Genomic DNA, 16,737 nt, shown 5'->3' with positions numbered 1-16,737 from the left:
ATTTGCCAATTTTATTGCGTTTTGATTATTTATTGGTCGCTAGAAATGCTGATATGAATGAATTTTTATCTAAGTTTGTATGAAACTGCGCGATATGCCATTTACATCCGCCAGTAAAAATTAAGTTTTATAAAAAGCAAAGAAATATGTCTATTGTAAGAGAGTCGGATCTTATTGGTATAGGGAAGAAGTACCAAATTGAAACTGAAGCTGGAGACAATATGGTCGTGGTTATTCATGACGATGGTCGAAGAGAATTATATCGTTATGATGAGGAAGAAAGCGAATCACGCTGTGTCATGACGCTAAGTGACGAAGAGTCTCGACAGGTAGCAGGGATTATAGGAGGATTATCCTATAAGCCAAAAGCATTAGAGACAATTGAAGTCGCTTTAGATGATTTGAGAATCGAGTGGTATAAAGTTGAAGGTAAATGCGAAGGTGCTAATAAAACGATTGGACAGCTCGAGGTACGTCAACGTACAGGAGCATCCATCATTGCAGGTATATTAGGTGATAATACGGTTATTAACCCAGGTCCCGATTATATGATCAGTCCGGGGACTACGCTCGTTATAGCTGGTAAAAAGAATAATATTAAATTATTAAAGGAAATATTATTATAACGTTTAAGAAAAGTAAATTTTTATGCCATCACAAACACTTATTTTAGAAATTGGAATTGCCATTAGCCTTGTTGCGTTTGTTGGTTTAATTGCTAATAAACTGAAGTTTTCTGTCATTCCCTTTTTTATATTAATTGGTATGGTATTGGGGCAACATGCTCCTCAAATCGGTCATATTGATCTCACCTTTACAGAAAGTAAACCATTTATTGATTTTATGGGACGCTTAGGCGTTTTGTTTCTCTTATTTTATCTAGGACTCGAATTTTCTGTTGGGCGTTTGATTAAATCGGGAAAATCTATTGTAACAGGTGGTACGGTATATGTATTGCTCAATTTCGTATCCGGCCTCTTAATCGGTTGGATGATGGATTTACCCTTTAAAGAGATGATGGTGTTGTGTGGTATTATGACCAGTTCATCCACCGCTATCGTTGCGAAGGTGTTGACCGACTTAAAGCGTACCGCAAATCCAGAGACAGAAGTAATCATGGGGATGATTATGTTTGATGATTTATTCATTGCTATGCATATCTCGTTCCTTTCAGGATTGATATTAACAGGGAGCAGTTCGATGTGGACAGTTGTTGGGACTTCTTTACTCGCATTAGGATTTATTTTAACATTCTTAGTTTTAGGAAGAAAATTAGTTCCCGCTATTGACAAATTACTGCAAGTCAAATCTTCCGAATTATTTGTCCTTGTCATATTTGCTTTATTGTTTATAACGGCAGGATTTTCGGAGACAATACATGTAGCAGAGGCTATTGGTGCATTGATGGCAGGTTTGGTACTAGCAGATTCGCAGTATATTAAAAAAATCGAAGCAATGGTGTTACCCTATAAAGATTTTTTTGGAGCCATGTTCTTCTTTAGTTTTGGTTTGTCTATAGATATGCTTTCGCTTGGAGGAGCCGTTTTATGGGCTTCCATAGCAGCAGTTGTCACGATCCTAGGAAATCTAGCATCTGGATATTTTGCAGCAAGATTTTCAGGTATGAAGCATAAAACCGCTTTTGATATTGGTTTTACATTATCAGCCAGAGGAGAATTTTCCATCATTATGGCTAATATTGGTAAGGCCGGAGCATTATTGCCTGTTATCCAATCTTTTGTTGTCGTTTATGTGTTGATTCTATCCATTGTTTCACCATTGTTGACGAAAGAATCACGCACCATTTGGGTTAAGTTATTCGGTAAAGATGAGGTAAAGCCCAAGACAATTAAGAAATTAAGTGACTTGGAATCAGGTCCGATGTCATAAATAAATATAGCATAAAAAAAGGGAATCTAGCACTAGATTCCCTTTTTTCTTATAAGAAGCCTAATTCTAATTGGGCCTCCTCACTCATCATATCTCTTGTCCATGGTGGGTCGAATGTTAATTCAACAAGTGCCTCCGTTACCCCTGGTACTGCTGCAACTTTACTCTGTACTTCATCCATTATTTGACCCGCAACAGGGCAGCCCGGAGCAGTCAACGTCATGACAATCTTGGCAGTGCCATTTTCTTTAGTTATGATTTCATATACCAAGCCTAAATCCACGATATTGGCTGGTTTTAATTCAGGATCATAAACAGTTTCTAATGCAGCTTGTATGGCCGGGGCAATATTTAACTTATCTAGAATTATAATACTCATCTTAATTATTATTTAGTGCTATCGTGAATTGCCTCATGATAGATATGTAATAGTTTCTCTTTGTTCTCCTCAGGAGTAAAATTACTAAAATAGAATTCTTTAGTTGTTTGTCTAATGTTAAATTTTTCTTCAGAATTGTAATCTTTCCATTGGCTTACAGTTTTCAATATGCTATCCACATTTTGTGGAGAAAACAATAAACCAGTTTTATTTGGAATAATTAATTCTTGAAGTGCTCCAATATTACTACCTAACACAGGTGTTCCTACTGAAAAAGCTTCTAATATAGTCATAGGCATACCTTCAAACCAAATAGAGGGTACGATCAAAGCCGCTGCTTTTTCGACCAATGGTATAATCTCATCGCGCGATTTAAAGCCTAAGTATTTTATGTTCTCATTTTTAGATGCAGCATCTAAAACCTCTTGCTTCAATTCTCCATCACCGATGATCAGTATTTTATCGCTAATTCTAGAGAATGCCTCCAATAAATCTAAAACACCCTTTTCCTCCGTCAATCTTCCAATATAGATAAAATAATCAGCATAAGTAGCATTGTACTTGTCAATTGGAAAAGTAAAGTTGGGCTTGATGCTGAACTTGCGAGCTTGAACATTTAAGGTCGAATTTATGAACAAGTTTTTTGCGAAGCTGGAGAGTGCGATGTATCGATCTACCCTATTCCATGTCCCGATTTTTCTGTGAAACCAATAATTCAAAGCAAGAACAAAAGTTTTAATAACAGAATTGTCCATGACACCCAGTTTGATAGCCGTCCATGGAAAACTTTCTTGTAAGCTAGAAAGGAACAATGCTTTATCATGATAAAGTATGGCCGATGGACAAAGGAGACGAAAATTATGTAATGTCATTACAAGTGGAATACCCATCTGGTGAACTGCACGTAGGATAATGGGGCCAGAAGCGTAGTGAGTATTGTGGATATGGACAACTTCAGGTTTAAACTCCTTGATTGTTCTTTTGACACGATTTGACGCCGAAACGTTCCAAAAAGAAGAAAGAGTCTGCAAAGCCCCTCTCCATCCTTTTTTGTTTTGAAAGGTCAGCAAAGCCACCTCATTATCCATAGCAAGCAGTTTGCTTTCTTGTTGAAAAACGGTGTCTTCTCCTCCTGGATTCTGATAAAAAGTATGGATGATTAAAATGCGCATGGGTACTTGCTTTTTTACAAACTTAGATAAATTTGTTTTATGTACAATTATAATTGCATCGGATATAAAATAAACCTATTTCTGAGCGTTTATTTTATATCACGTTCGTGATTGTTTCTCCGTATGGATTTCTGCTCCCCCACCAAGGATTCTTTTATAATAGAAGTGTACTATTTTGTGTCAATAAAACGGTTTTCAACCGGACTTATCAAAAGATTGTTCATATAATTCCTATCTTCGCATATCATTAGGTGACGATGACAAGATACTATGCAGCATTTACAAAAACTAATCTTTGACTCGATTAAAAACAGTCAATTTCCGAATCAACCTTCCAATTTATATGATCCTATTCGTTATTTTTTAAGTTTAGGAGGAAAGCGTATTCGACCGACTTTAACATTGATGGCCGCTGAGATGTTTGGAATAGGAGAAATTATGGATGCTTTGTCTGCTGCAAAATCGATAGAATATTTTCATAACTTCTCCCTTGTCCATGACGATGTTATGGATAAAGCACCATTGAGAAGAGGAAAACAGACCGTTCATGAGAAATGGGACATCAATGTTGCGATTCTTTCTGGTGATGGATTATTGGTTAAGGGATACCAAGAGCTGGCGAATTGTCCACCACTATACATCCCTGAATTATTGAAAACCTTCAATCGTGTCGCTATGCAAGTTTGCGAAGGACAACAATTGGATATGGATTATGAACATGCAGAATCCATCAGCATGTCGCAATATCTGGAGATGATTAAGCTCAAAACTTCTGTCTTATTAGGAGGTGCGCTGCAGATGGGTGCTATTTTAGCTGGGGCGAGTCTCCAAGATCAAAAACTGATATATGAGTTCGGTGAAAATATAGGTATTGCTTTTCAACTCCAAGATGATGTTTTGGATGCCTATGGTAATCCCGAAACTTTTGGTAAACAAGTTGGAGGTGATATTTTAATAAATAAAAAGACTTACTTACTCGTTCGATTACTTGAAATTGTTGAAAAAGAAGATAAACCAGCGTTAGACTTATTATTAGCTTCTACTTTAGCAGATAATCCTAACAAAATTGCTGGTGTATTGCACTTGTATCAAAAGTATGCTATTAAATCATCAGCTGATGAGTTGAAAGATAGCTATACCAAACAAGCATTTGAAAGATTGTCTGCTATCAATATACCAAATGATAAGAAGGAGGCGTTAATTACATTATCGAATCAGCTACTTATTAGAGAACAATAGCAAAATTTATAAATTGTCTATATTTATTTAAAAAATTCTTAATTTGTAGACTTAGTTCATCATATTACACGAAACAACTAAAATGGAACCGTTAAAAGTAACAATCTTTCAAGCATACCTTTTTTGGGAAAATGTTGATAAAAACTTGAGTAACCTTGCCCTTAAACTTTCGAATTTGAGGGAAAAGACGGATCTCATTATTTTACCTGAAATGTTTAATACAGGCTTTACCAACAATGTGGAAAAGTGTGCAGAACCTATCGACGGTAAAACCATGAAATGGTTATTTCATATGTCTCAGAGTTTAAACTGTGTTATTGCAGGCTCACTGATTATTGTAGAGGAAGAGAAATATTACAATCGTTTTGTTTGGATGTCTCCTGATGGTACATATGTAAAGTATGATAAACGCCATTTATTTGGGCTTGCAAAAGAAAATCTATACTTTACGCCAGGTCGTGAGCGCATCATCGTGAATATCAGAGGATGGAATATCTGTCCGATGATCTGTTATGACATACGCTTCCCAGTTTGGTCTAGAAATATCGGTGGCGCATATGATTTATTGGTTTATACAGCCAATTGGCCAGATAAACGTTCAGCACATTGGCGCACATTGATTCCCGCACGTGCTATCGAAAACCAAGCTTTTGTGGTTGGTGTAAATCGTGTAGGACACGATGGTAATGATGTCTATTATTCAGGAGGCTCCATGTGCATCTCGCCTTTAGGAGATGTGGTATATTACAAGCCTGAGGATGAGGATTTGTATACGTTCACCCTTCAGCCAAGAGATCTTCAGGAAGCCCGTAGAAATTTTCCATTTTTACAAGACGCTGATTCTTTCACAATAGATTAAGCGATATTATTGATAGGGTCTATCCAATATAATGGACATGACTACAGCTTTTCTCAAGTCAAAATCTTCAGTTGGAATATCCTTTTTTTGATTTTCTCCATTCAGATTAGTTTTCCTACTCATGGCTAAACGATGCTCCTCTCGGTCTTTTTTAAATCGTTGGATTTCGTTCATTTCTTTTATTTCCTCGATATAGGAAGGCTTAGGTGCATCCGACCTTGTTTCCTTAACGTATGTTTTATGAACAGGTTTTTCAGCTTTTGTTGGTACAGGAGCCATTGATTTTTTTCTTTTTAATGCTGCTTCCTGTTCTTTAACATAGTTTTGGTATGATTTGAAGCCAAAAATTGCTAATCCGATTAAGAGAGGTATAAACTTTTCCATGTCATGAAGATACAAAAAAAATCAATTTAAATTTTTGTTATACCATGTAAAGTTATATATTTATAGATATAAACCTATTTAACCAGGGAGTCGTAGTTAATTTTATTTTTTTAGAAAATAAGTCTCCTCTTTGGATAAAAAGTATTATATATTATAACCTAAAAAGACTTTGATTATTATGCTTAATGAAGATTTAATTGGAAAGATAGAATTCTATGATTTTCTAACTGGCAAAGCGACAACTGCGATATCGCGTAGAATGCAGCGTAATTTAAAAGATGTGGGAATCAATATTACAGCTGAGCAATGGAGTATTCTGTACAATTTGTGGCTAGAGGAAGGACTGACGCAGCAAGAATTGGCCACAAGGACCTTTAGAGACAAACCAAGTATTACTAGACTAATCAATAATTTAGAAAAATTAAACCTAGTTATTCGTGTGAATGATAAAGAAGATCGTAGATCTAATTTAATTTACCTCACTAAATCAGCCCGTAAACTGAAAGAAATGGGTATGCAGCAGGCTAATAAGACTATTGCTGAGGCATTAGATGGTGTATGTCCAGAGACTATAGGAATGGCGCAAGTAACGCTTCAACAAGTAATCTGTAATTTAAGAAAGTAAAAGAAAAGGCCTTTAATCGATTAAAGGCCTTTTCTTATTTGCTATTTCTTATTTAAAATATTTTTGCTTCAAAGTCTGTATGACTTTCGATTAATCGTCCTTCTCTGCCAAAATAGATGTCTTGAAAACTTGCTGTATTTACAGCATCGATTTTTCTAAAGAACTTATCAGCGCTAACGTCTGATATCGTTTTGAAACCACAAGCTTCCATTATTTCAACTGTAGCACGTAAGGTATTGCGGTGAAACTGCGCTACACGTACATATTTATCATTCACATCCAATCCTTTGTATAAGTGCGGTTGTTGTGTAGCAACCCCAACTGGACAGGTATCCTCATTACATTTCAATGCCTGAATACATCCTAGTGCGAACATCATTCCTCTAGCACTATAGCAAGCATCTGCTCCCAATGCGATAACTTTTAATAAATCAAAGCCAGTCACAATTCTACTTGACACCAATAATTTGATGTGCTTTTTCAAACCAAATGCAATTAAAGTTTTTGTTACAAAAGCTAATGCATCATAAAGAGGCATTCCTAAGTTATCTGTGAACTCCAATGGAGCAGCTCCTGTTCCACCTTCAGAACCATCAATAGCAATAAAATCTGGAAATATTTGGGTGGTCTGCATTGCACGACAAATCTCAATAAACTCTTGTTTATCACCGATACACATCTTAAATCCAACAGGTTTGAAATCACTTAATTCTTTCATCTTGTGAATGAATTCCATCATTTCAATGGGATTGGAGAATGCACTATGTGCAGGAGGAGACATCACATCAGTTCCCGGGATGACGTGTCGAATTGCCGCTACCTCTGGGGTGTTCTTAGCTGCAGGAAGAATTCCTCCATGACCTGGTTTCGCACCTTGCGATATTTTCAATTCAATCATCTTGATGTTAGGACGTGATGTCTTTTCCCTAAAGAGTTCAGCGTCAAACTTACCATCATGTGTTCTGCATCCGAAATAACCGGTACCCACTTGCCAGATGAGGTCGCCACCGCTGTTGTGATAATCACTAATACCACCTTCACCTGTATTGTGTGCGAAATTTTGCAATTGTGCACCTTTATTTAATGCTGTAATAGCCGTTTTACTCAAAGCGCCATAACTCATTGCAGAAATATTGAATAAGCTTAAACTATAGGGATGCTTACAAGCAGCATTTCCAACTGTAGTTCTTAAATCATGGTTCTCAATATGACACGGAAACACCGAGTGTGCAGCCCATTCGTTACCTACGGTCTGTGGATCAGTCTGCATACCAAAAGCCACTGTCTCTCTTTCATTCTTAGCGCGTTGGTAAACAATGGAGCGCTGTCTTCTATTGAATGGACGTCCATCGGTATCAGATTCCCAAAAATACTGACGTAATTCTGGGCGAATTGATTCGAAGAAATAGCGAAAATAACCTACTAAAGGATAATTACGCAAGATGGCATGTTTATGCTGAAAACTGTGGTATAAAGCCACAAATAGAAGCGGCATCGGTATGACTAATAACCAAAACCATTGTGGTGTAAAAATAAGACCAAAGGAGATTATAATCAAATTGATTACAGTCATGGTGCCAAGAATTAATTTTCTAACGGTCATAATTTAAATTGTATTTAGACTCTTTATTTTTTTTAAATAGAAAATGTGTTTACAGCTATCATGTTCAAAGATCGCTTAAATTTTATTGTAGATAAGCTTTCAAATATTGAACCAATATTCATTTTCAATACAGCAAAAGTACTAAGTTACTTGATGTAAACGAAAATTTTAGGGAGCTAGCAAGTAGTTTTAAAAACTTAGTAAAGAAATGATAATTAGCTTTTTCTTTTTACAATCTCTTGTGACAATAGTTGATAGATTTGTTTCCAATCATCTTGTTCTCTGATAAAATTTAAATGCTTTTTTATCGTGTTTGTGTCATTTCTAATGGCCGGTCCTGTCTGAACTTCATTTGGAAGCCTTGATTGTACTTTTTCAGCTGTTTCTAGTATAATTGGGCGGATCAAATCGAAGGGTAAATTATGCTGTTCTAAAATTTCACAACTAATCTGGAACAAGGCATTACTAAAGTTATTGGCGAATACCGAAGCGATATGAATGGCTAATCGTTGAACCGAATCACAAGGTATAGATTTTGGAGCCATTTCATGGATACATTCAAATAGTAAGTTGAAAGTTTCATATGTATTTCCTTCGATACAAAATGGAATTAAGCTAAAATCTGTCTCTTTGTTTTTTGATATGGATTGCGGTGGGTAAATAACACCATATCGGTTGAATTTGGCTAATATAGCCATATCCGTAGCACCAGAACAGTGGGTAACTACACCACGTAGATCTGCAGGAAGGGCAGATACCATATTGCTGATCACCTGATCACTAACGGCTATAATATATAGGTCAGCTTCTAAATTAATAGCAGCAGTGTCCGATACGGAAGCAGCATTTACAGTAAAGGCCAATGCTTGAGCATTGGCCTTTTGTTGACTGTATATTTGTGTTATTTTGTGACCCTTATTCTGGAAGTTATGCGCAAAATGTGTTGCTACATTCCCACTTCCTAAGATGACAATATTCATTATTTTTGTTTTTTATCCAGTCGTTTTGCGTCTTTATTTCTTTTGAATATCGACATAAAGAATCCAATAGTCATCACAATTGTTCCACACCAGAAGAAATTAATGTATGGGAATTTAATTGCTTTGAATACAATCCATTTCTTTTCAGGGAGTGGCTTCTGATAAACCATAATTTCTAATTTATCCTTTTTAGGCAAAATATTAGAAAAACGGAAGCGCAATCCTTGTTCGTTAACATCCTTATTAAAATCGTATGATGTACCATCTTTGATTAAAAAGACGGGCTCTACATTGTACTCTTTTTTATCTGAGGCAACAACCTTAATCTTTAAGCCGACGATTACATCTTTCTCTCCTTTAGGGATGTTTTCCAGTTGTGCATTTCGGTTTATACCTTCGATAACATAGAATCCATTTCTATAACGTAAAGTATCGCCTACATTGACCTCATAAGTTGCAGGCTCCTCGTAGTCTTCGAAGCCAGTCTTTTGATCCTCAGGAATATTGGCATTCTTCGTTTGTAAGTCAGAGGCAGCTGCTGTTATTAACGTATATACGTCATGTGTAAAGTAATGCTTTGTAGCAGGAGTTCCAATCAAACCGCCCATTTTTTCGTTATTCTGAGCAAATGGCATGAGTACAAATGAATTTTTTACTTTTCCACTTTCCTCATCAATACTTTCATATTTGATTTTGTAGTAAACGTTTGGTTCCGCAATACTATCTCCAATATAAGTGATACGGTATTCGCCCATTTGCACAGGTTCTCCTTCCGTTAAGAAAAGGTTATCACCAGGTTTTTCAACCTTATCGAATCCCGAAACTGCGATGTAGCCTGTATTGTTAATCGAAATAACCTCATTTGTAGAAGCGGCTACCATCGCGCCGATCAATAACAGGCCGAAACCTATATGTGCAACTGATGAACCCGCTAATTTCCACTTTCCTTTCACTGCATCCGCTAATACACGAATATTTGCTAGAATACAGAATAGCGAAGAGAAGGTGATGAGGATGAAAATTAGATTCGTATAGGTTTTTGTAATATAGGAAACCACAACAGTTAATAAGATAGCTACGATTAAAGATGCAATAGTAGCTGCGAAAAACTTTCTAGGGTCCGTTTTCTTATATTTCAAAAACTGGCTTATAGCAGTTAAGATCATGATAACAACAGCAAAACCCGATTGCCACTTGTTATAATGTTGAATAGGATCTAACGGTGGTGCAACCTTTGTTCCGAAAATAGCATTGAATACTGGAATAGAAGTTGACGAAATCATTTGAACACATGCTACGGTCAATACCAATGCACCGATGAACATCCAAAACTCGCGTGAATAGATATCCTCTTCTTTTTCGGTTGTTGGCATATGTTTTTTACGTACAACCAATGCAACGATAGCGATAACGAAGAAGGTGGCATTAAAAGCAATTAATTGAACATTTAAGCCTAAGTCAGTAAAAGAGTGCACGGATGTTTCACCAAGGATACCACTTCTCGTTAGGTAAGAAGCATAAATCACCAATACAAAACTGATTAATGCCAAAAATGTCGCTGTGAAGTATGAATGACCGGAATTTTTATAGGCAATCATCACGTGAACTGCAGCTATTAATGTAAACCAAGGGATAATAGATGCATTTTCTACAGGATCCCAAGCCCAGAAGCCACCAAAGTTAAGCGCTTCATAAGCCCAAAATGACCCCATAATAATACCAACACCTAAAATCATGACAGCAAAGAGTGCCCAAGGTAAACCTGGAGTGATCCATTCTTTATAACGTTTGGTCCATAGCGCAGCAGCAGCATAAGCAAATGGAACAATCATGGAAGCAAAGCCCAAGAATAGCGTTGGTGGGTGGATAACCATCCAATAATTCTGTAATAATGGATTTAATCCTCTTCCATCATGGATTAATGATAGATAATCTGGTTGACTGAAGATAGGACCTTCGATAGCATCTCTTAATAAAATGAAAGGGGAGCTACCTAAGTGAAATCCGAAGATTTGGACACCTACGATCATAGAAGCTAAGAATACTTGACAGAGCATGATGAAAGTCATCACTGAGCTTTCCCAATCTTTAGCTTTAAATAGTAGTATCCCACCTAGTACACTTTGCCAAAACATCCATAACAAGAAGCTACCTTCTTGACCTTCCCAGAAACTGGAAATGATATAATGCGTGGGTAAAGCTTTAGAACTATGTGCATAGGCATAGTGGTATTCAAATAAATGATTGTGAATGATGTAAAATAGCGTAGTTGCAATCGCTAGGATTGAAATCGCATTTACCCAAAAAGATATCCGAGCAATTTTTTGCCATGATTTATCCTCTTTATTTTTTGTAGCAAAATAATAACTTATGAAAGATAGTAGTGCTGATCCGAATGATAGAATAATAAAAAATTGACCTATTTTTCCAGGCAATAGATTCTCGCCTACGTAGTTTACGTCCATTTATGTGGTGATTATGAATATTAGTAATTAAAAGCGGTAGCGTTAGTTTCGAAAACTTCTACTTCGTTCTCGTTATATTTTGAAGGACATTTCATCAAAATCTTTGAGGCATGGAAAACGTTACCGTCCATTTTCCCCGTTAATACAAGTTGTTCAGAACGCTCGATATCTTGTGGTTTCGAACCATTAAATACGACCTCGCATTCAGTACTATCGCTATCATACATATAGAATGAAAAATGATTGGCATTAGTCTTTGGATCATAATGCAATGCTTTATCTTTATTAAGTACGCCGACAACATAGAGTTCTGTCTTTTTCTCTTTAGCTTCTGAAAATGTTGAATAGGTGCTTGAATCGGTGTAAATTACAAGAATCATAGCAATTGCAACAGCAATGAGGGCGATTAAAATAATGGAACTTTTTTTCATTTTTAAAAATTTAACACTTTACCGAATGCAAAATTACAAATAGATTAGCGAAGTATCTAAATTTGCAACTTTGTGGAGTTATTTATAACCTTTCTAAATAGACTTAAAGATGTTGAATAACGTGCTTTAAATCATTCTAAGTGAGAACCATTGAATGTTAATTGATATCTTTAATTAAGTTTATATCTTAAATTTTACAATCTTGTGAATGGAATGAAATTAATTGGACTGCGTTTAGCTTTTTTACTCTTAGCATTATGTACTTTACAATTGGCTTGGTCACAAGAAAGATCTTTTAAACATGAACTCATTTTACAGAATGACAATGATGTGTATTTATTTACTGCACAAGACCGTTATTACACCAATGGTATCCAGATTAATTATCGATTTGCATTAAAATCAGATACTTCGAAGACGCTCAATCGGGTGATGGATATCGAAATTGGGCAGAAGATGTACAATGGCGTTAATTTAAGTGAAAAATCCCAAAAATGGGATAGACCTTTTGCGGGTTATTTTTATTTATCAGGCGAATTGAACCAATATTATAGGCATAATCAGGTATTGAGTCTGAAAGTTGAATTAGGACAAATTGGTCCACAAGCAAAAGGGAAGGAAGTTCAAGAGGTTATCCATCGTGTTTTTAATATTTATGAGGTTTCTGGTTGGGAAGAGCAATTACCCAATACCTTCGGTTTAGATTTGGGTATCAAATACCAATATTTGCTATATACATCCCTCCGGAAGAACTTTGATATTTCCGGATTAGGGTCCGCAACCCTAGGGATGAATCATACAAATGCAAGTATTGGCGTACCTATCCGTTGGGGTCATTTACGGTCTTTTGATGAGTCTTTATTTACAAAAGGGCATGTGCAGAGCAAAACAAAAGCAAAGGAATTCTTTTTATACTATATCCCATCGGTTACTTATCAGGTTTATAATGCGACCACTCAAGGGGGATTAATAAAACACTCGACAGTAAGGTATCCGTATACAATTGAAAAAATGGTAATGGGTCACAAGATTGGAGCTATGGTCGCTACAGGGAGATCATCTATTGGACTGTCTTATATTTTTCAATCACGTGAATCCAAAGAATTGCTTTATAATACCCATCAATACGGCAGCCTGTTTTATGGATTACGTTTTTAAACTGTCTTGCATTGCAGGTTGGAATTTACTTCCAGTAAGCTTGGTGACGACCATACTGGCAACAGTATCTCCCGTTGCATTTAATATTGTAGCTAGTGGATCTACTAAAGTCCCGATAATCATAACCGCAGGTATGGCTTCAATAGGTAGTCCGAGTACCGAAATCATTAAAATTTCTCCAATATAGCCTCCATTAGGAATTCCACCTGCTACAATACTCACTAACAAAGTTATGCCCAAAGCCATGATAAGTGTTAGAGGTTCAAAAAAATCTTTCCCGATAATGAGGTATGCCACATATATTTTAAAAATAGACGATATACTCGAACCTTGTTTATGTAAGGTTGTTCCTAAGGGGATGACCACATTGGCGATAGCGTCGGGTACTCCAATTTTTTTTGCAGCAAGTAAGTTTGCAGGCATAGTAGCTAAACTACTGCAAGAACCTATTGCCGTTAAACTTGGGATAATATTATTCTTCCAGAAAGTGACAAAGCCATATTTACCATTAGCAATAAAAGCGAATACGCTAAAAGCTAAAAAGAAATAGACACTGCCAAAAATATAGTAAAGTCCTAGAGGTTTCGCATAAAAACCAAAAAGCTGTGGGCCGAGACTGCTTACTTGATAAGCAAAATATGCACCTAGCCCGATCGGTGCTATTTTCATGACTAATATCAATAGATTTTTCATAACCTCATTTCCAGCATTTAAGAATGCTTTAAACGGAAGCGCTGTGGCGTTGGACTTTCGGGTTGCTATGCCAATTAAGAATGAAAATATCAGAAGAGCCAACATATTTTCTCGTGATAATAATTTCCAAAATTCGGAGACAGTTAAAAACCGAACCATCTTATCCCCCCAAGTATCATTTGGGTTATCATTTAACATCGTTTCCACTTGTGGTGCATGGGGAACTTCCAAGGGGAAAAGATAGAGGGTTACGATAGTGGCGCTTGCAGAAATGAGGATCGATATGATAAAGACAAAGCTCATTGCGGCGAGAATTTTCCCCAATTTACTTGTGCCTTCAATATTTGCGATAGAAGAAGCAATCGCAAAGAAAACAAGTGGAATAACGGCAACAAACAAAAGGTTTAGAAAAATATCTCCTAAAGGTTTGATATAGGTCACAACTTGTGGTAGATAGATGCCGATAAGACTTCCTATCAGTATACCTACGATAAGTAAGATTATACTGCCATAATTTCGGAAGAATAGGTTGGTTGAATATGTCATCATGCACACTAATTTAGTTCTTTTTATTTGTTAATTGTGATTGAAATACGATTTGTTATAGCAGATCTTGGTAAATAGAGGACTCACGCTACTTGTGTACGAATCACTAACATATAAAGGGTGATAAATAAAAAATTGCTTTTACGATTGAACGTTGTTTTATCGCAATAAGTAAGTGAAAGCGCCTTATAAAGTCTATCGTGCCATTTATTCCTGTTTTAAATTATTGTTAACTCCTTGATATTCTAAAAAGTGTTTTCTAATTTAGACCAAAATAGTAATTCTAACCTGTTTACCACTTGTAATTTATGCTTTTAAGTTGTTAGTGCAAAGAGGTTGCTCTAATTTTCATACGACCTTATGACAGATTTACAGTTGATAGAAAGTTTGAAAGGAGACAGCCAGACCGGATTTGTGACCATTTACCATCGACTCAACAAGCAAGTATTTTTTTTTATCCTGCGTTATATTAAGGAAACAGATCTTGCAGAAGAAATTCTAGCAGACGTTTTTGTCAAGGTGTGGAATCGTAGGATGGATTTCCATGCCATGGAAAGTCTTCGAGCCTTTGTCTATATAGCAGCCAAAAATGCCAGTCTCAATGCAATCAGATCACAACGTGCGAAAGGTGTACAAGAGCCCATCTCCGAGTACGAAGACTTACTTACAGATGATAAGGATGCTTTTTCCATGATGATTCATGCCGAACTTATTCACGCTATTTTTAGTGAGGTAGAAAAATTACCATTAAAACAAAAGCAAGTTTTTAATTTGACCTACGTAGAGGATAAAACGGTCGACGAAATAGCTGCTGAATTAGCGATGAGCCCTACATCTGTATATACCAATCGATCACGTGCTATAAGTACTATTAGGCACTTACTAAAGGCAAAAAATTCGTTAATGCTCATTTCTTTTTTAACGCTAGTTGGGTTAAAGTAGTTTTTGTAACTTCTTAATTTTCGTGCTATTTTTTTATTTTATAATTTCTTGTAAGATTTTGTAAGAACATGTGTTTCTATCATTAAACGAAGAGTAAACACAATGCATGATATAGAAAACACCGTTCGATTACTGCGCGCATATTTGAAAGGTACGATCCATCCAGATAATGATATGGAGCTTCGAACCTTGCTTGAAGCATATCCAGAATTACGTGAAATGGTCGATAAATTAGGGGAATCAGACAATTTAAATCGGGAATTGTTGAAGTACCAGAAATTAATTGAAATAGGCGGCCTTGAAAGAGAAAGACGCGTACTATCCAATATCATAAATCGTATTGAACAACCCATTCCCAAGAAATCAAGAAATCAGAAAAATCCGATTGTATGGTATGCTGTGGCTGCCTGTTTCATAGCCCTGACTTTGTTGGGCATTTGGAAACTGAAATATACAGATCCTCTTGTTAGTGACGAGGGTGAGGTCGTTCGGTTAGCAGAAAATATTCTTCCAGGCGGAAATAGAGCGACCCTTCATTTTTCTGATGGTACAAGTTTAGGATTAGATCAGCGCCATGCAGGTATCGTAATCGGAGATAGCATCACGTATAACGATGGTTCTGTAACCTCAGTTCCTGTTTATGATAAAACTAATATGATGACTTTATCAACGCCACGCGGAGGGCAATATCAAATTGTACTTTCTGATGGTACGAAAGTATGGTTGAATGCTGAAACACGGTTACGTTATCCCGTTCAGTTTACCGGAGAACAACGTTTAGTAGAATTAGATGGCGAAGCTTATTTTGAAGTTGCGAAATCTCACGGTAAACCATTTTTAGTAGCTACAGCGAAGGAAAAAATAGAAGTATTGGGTACACATTTCAACGTATACTCTTATCCTGATGAAGATGAGTCCAAGGTATCCTTGTTAGAAGGGAAGGTAAAAGTAACAATTCCTAAAGGTCTAGTGAAAGAGCTCAAACCAGGAGATCAAGCCATTAATAATGGCGCTAATTTGATCGTGCAACAAATGCCTATAGACGAAAGTGTATCCTGGAAAAACGATGAATTTATGTTTAACAATGAATTGTTGGGTACAGCATTAGCGCAAGTGGCTAGATGGTATGATTTGGATATCGAAATCGATCAAAGTCTACAAACAATAACATTATGGGGGTCGGTATCAAGATTGGATAGCTTCGATAAGGTTTTGAAAATCATTAAAATGACCGATGATAAAATTAAAGTTAAAATTGAAGGAAGGAGGGTGCGACTTATGAAATAATGGGTGACATACACTAAATCATATTTCGTAATCTCAAGAAGCTGAGGAAGGTGGTACTTCCCCAGCAATTGGTTCGAAAATCAA

At 36.4% G+C, this 16,737-nt stretch carries 16 protein-coding genes; 8 read left to right on the top strand and 8 right to left on the bottom strand.

Features of this window, described 5'->3' with window-relative positions; translation table 11 throughout:
- Window positions 1-146 precede the first annotated feature (146 nt).
- Both KO02_RS19125 and KO02_RS19120 read left to right on the top strand, forming a co-directional pair.
- Window positions 147-626 carry a cation:proton antiporter regulatory subunit gene (locus KO02_RS19125; protein WP_038700893.1) on the top strand — a complete coding sequence of 160 codons (480 nt, stop codon included), beginning with the start codon at window positions 147-149 and terminating at the stop codon, window positions 624-626.
- 22 nt (window positions 627-648) lie between these two features.
- A complete protein-coding gene (locus tag KO02_RS19120) occupies window positions 649-1,890 on the top strand; it encodes a cation:proton antiporter (protein WP_038700891.1) in 1,242 nt (413 codons plus the stop codon).
- Window positions 1,891-1,939: 49 nt separating this feature from the next.
- On the opposite strand, the gene KO02_RS19115 is transcribed toward KO02_RS19120, so the two are convergent.
- Window positions 1,940-2,269: a metal-sulfur cluster assembly factor gene (locus KO02_RS19115; RefSeq protein WP_038700889.1), complete on the bottom strand. Its 330-nt coding sequence runs from the start codon at window positions 2,267-2,269 to the stop codon at window positions 1,940-1,942.
- Between the two features lie 8 nt (window positions 2,270-2,277).
- Entirely contained in the window at window positions 2,278-3,441 is a 1,164-nt protein-coding gene (locus KO02_RS19110) for a glycosyltransferase (protein WP_038700887.1), read from the bottom strand.
- 270 nt (window positions 3,442-3,711) lie between these two features.
- Here KO02_RS19110 and KO02_RS19105 point away from each other — a divergent pair, with 270 nt between their 5' ends.
- Both KO02_RS19105 and KO02_RS19100 read left to right on the top strand, forming a co-directional pair.
- The gene (locus tag KO02_RS19105; RefSeq protein ID WP_038700885.1) at window positions 3,712-4,680 is read left to right on the top strand and encodes a polyprenyl synthetase family protein; all 969 of its coding nucleotides are present in this window, start codon (window positions 3,712-3,714) and stop codon (window positions 4,678-4,680) included.
- Window positions 4,681-4,762: 82 nt separating this feature from the next.
- Window positions 4,763-5,539, top strand: coding sequence for an amidohydrolase (locus tag KO02_RS19100; protein ID WP_038700883.1), 777 nt, complete (start codon window positions 4,763-4,765; stop codon window positions 5,537-5,539).
- Between the two features lie 6 nt (window positions 5,540-5,545).
- Here KO02_RS19100 and KO02_RS19095 read toward each other — a convergent pair whose 3' ends face one another.
- Window positions 5,546-5,923 carry a hypothetical protein gene (locus KO02_RS19095; RefSeq protein ID WP_038700881.1) on the bottom strand — a complete coding sequence of 126 codons (378 nt, stop codon included), beginning with the start codon at window positions 5,921-5,923 and terminating at the stop codon, window positions 5,546-5,548.
- A 178-nt stretch (window positions 5,924-6,101) separates the two neighbouring features.
- Here KO02_RS19095 and KO02_RS19090 point away from each other — a divergent pair, with 178 nt between their 5' ends.
- Window positions 6,102-6,548: a MarR family winged helix-turn-helix transcriptional regulator gene (locus KO02_RS19090; RefSeq protein ID WP_081918433.1), complete on the top strand. Its 447-nt coding sequence runs from the start codon at window positions 6,102-6,104 to the stop codon at window positions 6,546-6,548.
- Window positions 6,549-6,600: 52 nt separating this feature from the next.
- Here the strand turns inward: KO02_RS19090 and KO02_RS19085 are convergent, their stop codons facing one another.
- From KO02_RS19085 to KO02_RS19070, 4 genes are all read right to left on the bottom strand, one after another.
- On the bottom strand, window positions 6,601-8,121 hold the full coding sequence (locus tag KO02_RS19085) for an FMN-binding glutamate synthase family protein (RefSeq protein ID WP_235212291.1): 1,521 nt from the start codon (window positions 8,119-8,121) through the stop codon (window positions 6,601-6,603).
- A 245-nt stretch (window positions 8,122-8,366) separates the two neighbouring features.
- Window positions 8,367-9,131: a Rossmann-like and DUF2520 domain-containing protein gene (locus KO02_RS19080; protein ID WP_038700877.1), complete on the bottom strand. Its 765-nt coding sequence runs from the start codon at window positions 9,129-9,131 to the stop codon at window positions 8,367-8,369.
- The gene (locus tag KO02_RS19075; protein ID WP_038700875.1) at window positions 9,131-11,596 is read right to left on the bottom strand and encodes a heme lyase CcmF/NrfE family subunit; all 2,466 of its coding nucleotides are present in this window, start codon (window positions 11,594-11,596) and stop codon (window positions 9,131-9,133) included. Before KO02_RS19075 ends, KO02_RS19080 begins: the two co-directional genes overlap by 1 nt.
- 20 nt (window positions 11,597-11,616) lie before the next feature.
- Window positions 11,617-12,027, bottom strand: a complete 411-nt coding sequence (locus KO02_RS19070; RefSeq protein ID WP_038700873.1) for a cytochrome c maturation protein CcmE — start codon at window positions 12,025-12,027, stop codon at window positions 11,617-11,619.
- A gap of 213 nt (window positions 12,028-12,240) precedes the next feature.
- On the opposite strand from KO02_RS19070, the gene KO02_RS19065 reads away from it, so the two are divergent.
- The gene (locus KO02_RS19065) at window positions 12,241-13,185 is read left to right on the top strand and encodes a lipid A deacylase LpxR family protein (protein ID WP_038700871.1); all 945 of its coding nucleotides are present in this window, start codon (window positions 12,241-12,243) and stop codon (window positions 13,183-13,185) included.
- On the opposite strand, the gene KO02_RS19060 is transcribed toward KO02_RS19065, so the two are convergent.
- Entirely contained in the window at window positions 13,174-14,427 is a 1,254-nt protein-coding gene (locus KO02_RS19060; protein ID WP_316929678.1) for a dicarboxylate/amino acid:cation symporter, read from the bottom strand. The two genes, KO02_RS19065 and KO02_RS19060, sit on opposite strands and share 12 nt — an antisense overlap.
- 357 nt (window positions 14,428-14,784) lie before the next feature.
- Between KO02_RS19060 and KO02_RS19055 the strand changes: the two genes are divergently transcribed.
- Together KO02_RS19055 and KO02_RS19050 are read left to right on the top strand one after the other, a co-directional pair.
- Window positions 14,785-15,366, top strand: coding sequence for an RNA polymerase sigma factor (locus KO02_RS19055; RefSeq protein WP_038700869.1), 582 nt, complete (start codon window positions 14,785-14,787; stop codon window positions 15,364-15,366).
- A 102-nt stretch (window positions 15,367-15,468) separates the two neighbouring features.
- Window positions 15,469-16,653: a FecR family protein gene (locus KO02_RS19050; protein WP_051960063.1), complete on the top strand. Its 1,185-nt coding sequence runs from the start codon at window positions 15,469-15,471 to the stop codon at window positions 16,651-16,653.
- Window positions 16,654-16,737: the final 84 nt, after the last annotated feature.

The organism is Sphingobacterium sp. ML3W, assembly GCF_000747525.1.
In the GTDB taxonomy this organism is placed as follows: Bacteria; Bacteroidota; Bacteroidia; order Sphingobacteriales; family Sphingobacteriaceae; genus Sphingobacterium.
This window is presented reverse-complemented; position numbering and strand designations above follow the sequence as displayed.